At 48.6% G+C, this 6,023-nt stretch carries 5 protein-coding genes; 2 read left to right on the top strand and 3 right to left on the bottom strand.

The annotated features are described in order from the left end of the window. The first annotated feature begins 393 nt into the window (after positions 1-393). Together HY768_05380 and HY768_05375 are read left to right on the top strand one after the other, a co-directional pair. The gene (locus tag HY768_05380; GenBank protein ID MBI4726641.1) at positions 394-2,586 is read left to right on the top strand and encodes a helix-turn-helix domain-containing protein; all 2,193 of its coding nucleotides are present in this window, start codon (positions 394-396) and stop codon (positions 2,584-2,586) included. A gap of 182 nt (positions 2,587-2,768) precedes the next feature. After that, positions 2,769-3,473 carry an IS4 family transposase gene (locus HY768_05375; GenBank protein ID MBI4726640.1) on the top strand — a complete coding sequence of 235 codons (705 nt, stop codon included), beginning with the start codon at positions 2,769-2,771 and terminating at the stop codon, positions 3,471-3,473. Positions 3,474-3,508: 35 nt separating this feature from the next. Here HY768_05375 and HY768_05370 read toward each other — a convergent pair whose 3' ends face one another. Genes HY768_05370 through HY768_05360 form a run of 3 tightly spaced genes read right to left on the bottom strand, consistent with a single transcriptional unit; the run spans position 3,509 to position 5,878 of the window. Continuing rightward, on the bottom strand, positions 3,509-4,402 hold the full coding sequence (locus HY768_05370; GenBank protein MBI4726639.1) for a decaprenyl-phosphate phosphoribosyltransferase: 894 nt from the start codon (positions 4,400-4,402) through the stop codon (positions 3,509-3,511). Continuing rightward, the gene (gene rsmA, locus HY768_05365; protein ID MBI4726638.1) at positions 4,396-5,193 is read right to left on the bottom strand and encodes a ribosomal RNA small subunit methyltransferase A; all 798 of its coding nucleotides are present in this window, start codon (positions 5,191-5,193) and stop codon (positions 4,396-4,398) included. Before rsmA ends, HY768_05370 begins: the two co-directional genes overlap by 7 nt. Positions 5,194-5,215: 22 nt before the next feature. Beyond that, complete coding sequence (locus HY768_05360) at positions 5,216-5,878, bottom strand: hypothetical protein (protein MBI4726637.1); 663 nt, start codon at positions 5,876-5,878, stop codon at positions 5,216-5,218. Positions 5,879-6,023 lie beyond the last annotated feature (145 nt).

Genomic DNA, 6,023 nt, shown 5'->3' with positions numbered 1-6,023 from the left:
TTTCAAACTTTCCCTTTTAGTTATTTCACTGTGCCAAGAGCACAGGGTGTTGAAAGTTATCAATGAATTTAGGCCATGGATACAGTGACCTCCAGAAATTGCTGGGCGGCAAGACTTCTTTGGTTACTTTCTTGGTCAGAAAGTAACATAGAAAATACAGTATAGTATTGATGTTTATACTGTCATGGGCACTTATGCGACTACTGAATATGCGCGTGATGTTATTTCTATTATGAGACGATTAATAAGTGTTATCACATGACTTTCGGCTAATATAAAATATGTTGCAATTAGAAGAGACTCTATGGTATACTTATCCCGCCTGCGAAATATATGCAACTATTATGAGCGTGCCTGAGGTATTCCCTGGAGCCAAAAGAGATATCTTTACTTGTGCAAAAAATCGCCACCTCGAACTTGTCTGTGGTCGACTACCTGCGAAAACACGAGGTCTCTTTCAGTCGGCCTCAGTATTTCCGCTATAAAGCTCGTTTGGCGGCAGAAGGTATGGAGAGTCTCCTAGATGGACGCAGCAAAGGAAATCACCGGAAACTTACTCCGGATGCAGAAGGGTTTCTCCGAGGAGTTCACCGCACGAACCCTCGCCTGAGCCTACAAAAGATGTGTGAATCTTTGAAAACCACTCTGGGAATACGGGTGGATCGTTCCACCGCTGGCCGCTTCCTCAAGAAAGCAGGAGAACATATTCCGTGGCCACGTCCTGAGGAATCTAAAAGGATTTTCACTTCCTGCGGTGGTTTTGAAATCATCGGAGCGCTGGCGTTGCATCTGGACTGGGTGAAACATAGCGCCGAAGTGATAGTCCAAGAGCGGGATCGTTTTTACGGGACTGTCGCATTCACTCGGCAGAGGCTGAGCCGTGACCGCAAGGGGCGCAACCGGTTGGGACAGTTCAGCGGGGACTACAACCGTCGGGAAGACGTACGTGTACGGCGCTTTGCCTCGGTGGAGGAGAAGCGGGCGAGAAAGAATTACTCACGAATGGCTTTGTTCCAAGCGAGTGAGTTCATTCTACAACGTAAATGTCTTGGGATTCTGGCCTTGCCGCTCATTACCCTCAACGGGACTACCCGTTCAGCAAATGGTCCGTTAGGAAATGCTCTGGAGCATTTTTGCGGTTACAACTACCAGCACGACACTTTGGACAAATTTCTACGGGAACTGAAGTACCTGGGAATATCGAACCAACTGTTGCGCGACCAGGTGTCTTTTTGGCAGAGGCACTGGAGAAAGCTTCAGGACAGTCCACCCGAGGTTCCGTTTCTGTGCTACTACGTGGACGGGAATACTAAACCTCTGTGGTCTAAGAAAAGGGTCAAACAGAACAAGGTGACCATGCTCGGACGGGTCATGGGGTGTCTGGAACAGGTGTTCGTCCATGATGGGTTCGGTCGTCCAGTGTATCTGGAAACCTATGCCGGAAAGGCGCCGGTGGGGGAACACATATTAGGAATGTTTGAAAAGATCGAAGACACGCTGGAAGGTTCTGGTCCGCGCCTGCCGGTGAGGCGAGTCATTGTCATGGATGCCGCCGGCAACGGGGTGGGGACGTTAAGGGCCTTTGCCAAGCAGGACAAGTATCACTACATCACGGCGTTGGATGACAACCAGTGGAAGCCCAGGAAGGTACGCGCTGAAGGGCGCGCCAAACGCTACTATTTTGGAGAGGCCACGCTGCGGGATTGCCTTCTGGAACTGGAGGATTCCCGGGAGAAGGGGTATCTGGTGGTGGTCCGTGCCGTGCGCATCGATTGGGATCACGGGAAGCGAACTGTGCTGATCACCAGTCTTCCCAAGGAAGCGGTGGGGGCCAGCCAGGTGGTGAAAGCCTACTTTAATCGCTGGCCAAACGAGGAACTGCAATTCAGGAGCATGAAGTCGTTTGCATGCTTGAACCGGGTTGCGGGTTACGGAAAAAAGAAATTACCCGATGAAAATGTCCGACAGGCTCAGAAGAAACTGCAGGACCTGATTACAGGGTTACGGCAAAGCCTGCACGTCCCACTGAAAGCGATTGCCGACCAAGAGCAGTATTTGGCGACCCTCATCGAAAAAGAGCGTCGCCTTCATTGCCAAAGCCGGGTAGTGGCGGGTAAACGCGTTGTCGACAAGGAGACGAGGATCCGTTTGAAGTCGGTTTCCAGTGAGATTGTCCGATATCAACGCCAGATAAAATCGATTGAATCCGAGTGGGGGAAGGATCTTCACAGGCTACGCCAACACGAAAAGGAGTGGTTGCGCCTTCAAGGGAAAGACGACGTCTATCGAATCGACGTGGAACTTGACCAGATCATGACGTATTTTAGAATCGCCTTGGTGAATCTGAGTAGCTGGTTTTTGAATGAGTGTCTTGCACGACGTTCGATGAGCCTGGCTAAGTTTCTTCACACCATCCTGCTGATGCCGGCAGAGATCGAGCTGACGAAAGATGTCCGGCGGATCAGACTCAAGCGCAATACCAAAGATCCGCAAAGCATGACAAAACTGGAGCCGGCATTACAACGACTGAACAACATGAAGGTTCAACATTTAGACGGAAGACGAATTGAATTCTTATTAGTATAGTCTCATTTAATTGCATCATAACAAGACATTAGCCGATACTCATGATCATATCGGTATCAGAGGAACGGTATGCCGGAATACCTTGGCGAACGCCAATGAACAACGGGATTGGCGTATTTATGCAGACTTCGCTCAAGTCTTGATCCAGACGGCCCGGCCATTACGCCCACGATGAGTTTGTTGTGGATTTGCAAGAATTGGTTTACGCGTTTGATTCGACCACGATAGATTTATGCGCCTCGTTATTTCCCTGGGCTCATTTCAAGAAAACCAAGTCGGCGGTCAAGCTGCATACGCTGCTGGACCTGCATGGCAACATCCCAGTGTTTATCAGCATTACCAAAGGAAACGTCCATGATGTAACGGTGCTTGATGGGTTGCCGGTCGAGCCTGGCGCTTACTATATGATAGACCGGGGATATTTAGATTTTTCCCGACTCTACAAGATACACCGTTCCCAGGCTTTCTTTGTAATCCCGGCTAAAAGCAATACCAGGCTAAGACGGCTGTATTCATCACCGGTCGATAAAAAGTCCGGCATACTGAGCGATCAAGTGGTGGTCTGCGCAAACTATCAGGCATCACAAGATTACCCGGAGAAGCTGCGAAGGATTCGCTATTATGACGAAGAACAGAATTTAGGCATCAAAGGGTTTTACGGCACTTCCGATAATGCCGTTAGGTCGCAGATCTGGATTGCCGTATCAATCTACGTGCTGGTAGCCATAGTAAAGAAACGATTAAACCTTCGGGCAAGTCTCTACAGCATTTTACAGGTTTTGAGTATATCCCTTTTTGAAAAAGAGCCCATTTTACAGGCGTTTTCAGAGATCGATTCCCAATCTCAAGACCTCCATTTTTCTAACCAATTGGTACTCTTTGACTAATATTGGGACAGCAGTGACTGCGGATAGTTTCAAGATCAAAGATATATTGCCAGCCAAACGGCGAGGACATAAAGCGCCAGGTCCCCTAAAAGCCAGGCGTCGGCCAGCAGGGCCAATTCCGGGCTTTGGCCCTCTTCCTTTTTATAAATCAGATAAAGATACCTGAATATCCCGTAAAGCACGAAGGGAATGGTGTATTTAAGGTTGCTGTTGCCGAACTTGGCCGCGGTCTCGGGCGAAAGGGTGTACAGGCTGTAGCAAACCACGGCGGCAGCGGTGACTACCGAGATCATCTGATCCAAAAATTTCCGGGGATACTCGGTCAAAACCGTCCGGTGGCCGGGCGCTTCGCCGGTCAAAAGAACTTGTTCCTGCCGCCTTTTGGCCAGGGCTAAAAACAGGGCCAGCAGGATGACGCAGATCAACAGCCAGTCCGAGATCGGCACCGCTATGGCCTCGGCCCCGGCCACCGCCCGCAGAACAAAACCGGCGGCGATGACGAAGACGTCAACGATCACCATTTTCTTTAAAGCAAAACTGTAGAGCAGCATCAAAACAAAATAGGCCGAAGCCATCAGGCCGAAAAGAGTATTCAGATAAAAAGAAACAATCAGAGAAAACAGGCTCAATACCAGGGCCAGCAGCAGGGCAAATTGGGGCGTCAGGGCACCGCTGGCCACGGGCCGTAACCGTTTGACCGGGTGCAGCCGGTCGCGTTTCAGGTCGGCCAGGTCGTTAAAGAGATAGACCGCTCCCGACAGCAGGCAGAATAGGGCAAAGGAGACCAAGGTCTTTAACAGCAATACCGGATGGCCAAGGTTCTGGGAGAATATCAGGCCGGCAAAAAGCACCAGGTTCTTGGTCCATTGTTTGGGGCGCAGGGCGCTTAGAATTATTTTGGGGATCATTCCGTAAACTCCTTTTAGCATTCATGGAAACATTCGTAAAGTCTGGCAAATTCAGGAAGGGAAAGGGTCTGGGGACGGCGGCTGAGGTCAATTCCGCTTTTGGCGGCCAAAAGGGCCAAACCGGCTTCATCCAAATTGAAAGCTTGGCGGAATACGGCCCGCAGCATCTTGCGGCGCTGGGAAAAAGTTTTTTGGACGAACTTGAAAAAAACTTCTTCGTCCTTAATTTGTACCGGGGGTTTTTCCCGCGCGGTCAGCCGGATGACAGTGGAGGTCACCTTGGGCGGGGGGAAGAACGCGCCGGGGGGAACGTCGAACAATTTTTCTACCCTGGCATAATACTGGACGAACACCGAGAACGAGCCGTAATCCGTTCCCGGCTGCGCCGCCATCCTTTGGGCCATCTCGCGCTGGACCATCACCACGATAGTCTTGATCCGGTCCCGGACGGCGAATAGCCTTTCCAGGATGGGGGTGGCGATGTAATACGGCAGGTTGGCCACCACTTTTAACTTTTTGATGCCGTGATGATCCAAAACCTGAAGCAGGTCCAGCTTTAAAAAATCCTTGTTCAGGATCACAAGATTTTTGCAGAAGGAATATTCTTTTTTTAACTCTTCGGCCAAACGGGAGTCCACCTCCACCGCCAGCACGGAGGCGGCTTGCCCGGCCAGCAGGCCGGTCAGGACACCCCTGCCCGGGCCTATTTCCAGCACTGCGTCTGTGGGATTTAGGGCGACGGCAGAAACTATCTTCTGAACTGCCTCCGGCGAGATCAAAAAATGCTGGCCGTATTTTTTGAGGGGTTTCAATGGTATTTAACCGAGGTATTCATTAACAATCGCCCTTTACGAATGGGTATTTTTTACATGTTTTTGGATGCTTCGGGCATGCCCAATAATCTTTATTTCTGAATTTTATCAAATGATATTTTGTTTCGCCATCTTCTGAACAAAGGGGTTTATAAAGAAATGGTTTACGGTCATTTATTTTTCTCATGTATTTGCCGCATTTAGGATTTGTGCAGCCTAACTTTAAGGGTTGCTTGTCCCATGTCGGCAAATGTTTTTGGTTGATAATTTGTAGAGGATAAACTGTACTTTTACAATTAGGGCAAATTAAAGGGGACAAATTATTTTGCGGTTCTAATGCCACCTCAATTGTTTTTTGCTGCAATAAATCTGCACAAAATTTTACATAGTCTGGGTTATCTATTCTATGGCAGGCTTCCGAAAGCCCTCTATTGCTTGTCCAATTCATACTTCCGGTATATATTATTCTATCGTCAATGAATATATCTTTACCGTGCAAACCGCTACTGGCAACTACAGTTACACCTATCGCTTTTAAATTACCAATCACCTCTTTTACATAAGCGACATTCTTTACTTCTTTTATTGGGGGCGTGATTAAAATAATATTAACACCTCTGGCTTTTGCATTGCGTATGTGGGGTTCTACTTTAGGCCATCTATATTCACCGAAAAACGGGCACATACCGATAAACCTCAAAAATGCGCAATATGCAACAAAAAACCTCCCAAAGCATTGTAAATACTGATTCCGTATTTTAGGGTCACTTACAAAAACGATCCAAATTGTAGATTTTCCGGTTGAGCATTTTATGAACCTGCTCAAACTC

Source organism: candidate division TA06 bacterium (assembly GCA_016208585.1).
Taxonomy (GTDB): Bacteria; Edwardsbacteria; AC1; order AC1; family EtOH8; genus UBA5202.
This window is presented reverse-complemented; position numbering and strand designations above follow the sequence as displayed.